This window comes from Streptomyces poriferorum, assembly GCF_019399235.1.
In the GTDB taxonomy this organism is placed as follows: Bacteria; Actinomycetota; Actinomycetes; order Streptomycetales; family Streptomycetaceae; genus Streptomyces; species Streptomyces poriferorum.
The window spans coordinates 1-1,614 of record NZ_JAELVH010000529.1; the positions used below are offsets into that span (position 1 = coordinate 1).

A 1,614-nucleotide genomic window follows, 5' to 3' on the forward strand; every position below is an offset into this window, starting at 1 on the left:
GCCACATACGTCACGGCCATCGCCACCGCTCCCCCGCCCATGTTCCGCAGCACCGCCGGGCCCGCCTTCGCGTCGCCCAGCCGGGCGCTCCACCAGCCGGTCAGGGCCAGGGCGGCGAGGACCGACAGCACGGTCACCGGCAGGCGCACCGACGGGGGAGGGAGCACGATCGCCAGCAGGGGCAGCAGCGCGCCCACCGTGAACGCGAGGAAGCTGGCGCCTGCCGCGTGCCAGGGGTTCGTCAGGTCGTCCGGGTCGATGCCCAGCTCGACCTCGGCGTGGGCGCGCAGCGCGTCGCGTTCGGTGAGCTGGACGGCGGCCTCGCGGGCCACCTCACGGCTGAGCCCTTTGCCCTCCAACAGACCGGTGAGCTCGGCGAGTTCAGCCTCGGGGGCCTCCTGGAGCTCCTGCTTCTCCGTGGCCAGCGCGGCCTTCTCCGAATCGCGCTGGGTGGAGACGGACACGTACTCGCCGGCCGCCATCGACATGGACCCGGCCAGCAGCCCGGCGAGCCCCGCCGTCAGCAGGGTGCCCCGGTCACCGGTGGCGCCCGCGACGCCGACGACGAGGCCCGCGGTGGAGACCACACCGTCGTTGGCGCCGAGGACCGCGGCGCGCAGCCAGTTCAGCCGCGCGCCGAGTCCGTTTCCGTGCGGTTCGTGGTGCGCCTGGGTATCCGTCACCCGGGGATGGTCTCACTTCGCGGCGTCACCAGACGCGTACCGACCCACCCGGTGCGAAGGCGGGGCTGGTGGCGTCCTTCGGGACCTCCTTCAGGGGTTCGGCGATCTCCTCGACCGTCGGTCCCACGGTGGCGGCGACGCGGTCCAGCGCCGGCAGGTCGAATCCGTAGACGCGGGCCGCGTTGCCGCCGGTCATGGCGGCGATCTCCGCGGGCGGCAGCCCCGCGTACGCGATCCGCAGGCCCTCCCGTGAGTACGGGGCGGTGCCCTCGTCGTGCGGGTAGTCGCTGCCCCACATGATCTTGTCGAGGCCGATCCGGTCGCGCAGCGGCACCTCGTGCGGGCGCATGAAGCTGGCGCCGACGAAGCAGTTGTCGCGCCAGACCTCGCTGGGGCGCGCGCCCATCGAGGCCGACAGCCCCGCACCGAACTTGGACTCGGCGGTGGCCGCCCGGGTCGCCGCCGCGACCAGCCGGCCGTGGTAGTAGTCGAGCATCTCGACGATGCCCGGGATCCAGCCGGAGCCCTGTTCGGTGAGGACGAGCTTCAGGCCGGGGTGGCGGCGGAAGGCACCGCCGAAGATCAGGTGCCACAGCGCCCGGTGCGAGAACCACGTCGTCTCGACCATGAAGACCGCGCGGGCCGCCGGTTCGTCGCCGAGCGGCGGGGACGCGGAGCCGCCGTGGTGGTTGACGGGCACGTCCAGCTCCGCGCAGACCGCCCAGAGCGGGTCGTACACCGAGGAGTACAGCTCCGGGATGCCGGAGCCCGGTGGGGCGCCGGGCAGCAGGATGCCACCGGTGAGGCCGGCCTCCTTGGTGCGCCGGACCTCGCGCACCGCCTCGGCCGGATCGTTGAGCAGGATCTGGGCGACGCCCGCCCGCCGGCCCGGCGCGGCGGCGCAGAAGTCGGCGAGCCAGCGGTTGTGGGC

At 73.9% G+C, this 1,614-nt stretch carries 2 protein-coding genes; both read right to left on the reverse strand.

Going from position 1 to position 1,614, the window contains the following annotated elements; all coding sequences use genetic code 11:
* On the reverse strand, positions 1–683 hold a 683-nt coding region (locus JGS39_RS39320; protein ID WP_219574556.1), incomplete at its 3' end, for a VIT1/CCC1 transporter family protein.
* A gap of 25 nt (positions 684–708) precedes the next feature.
* Positions 709–1,614, reverse strand: a 906-nt coding sequence (locus JGS39_RS39325; RefSeq protein ID WP_219574557.1) for an amidohydrolase family protein, incomplete at its 5' end; no start/stop codon positions are given.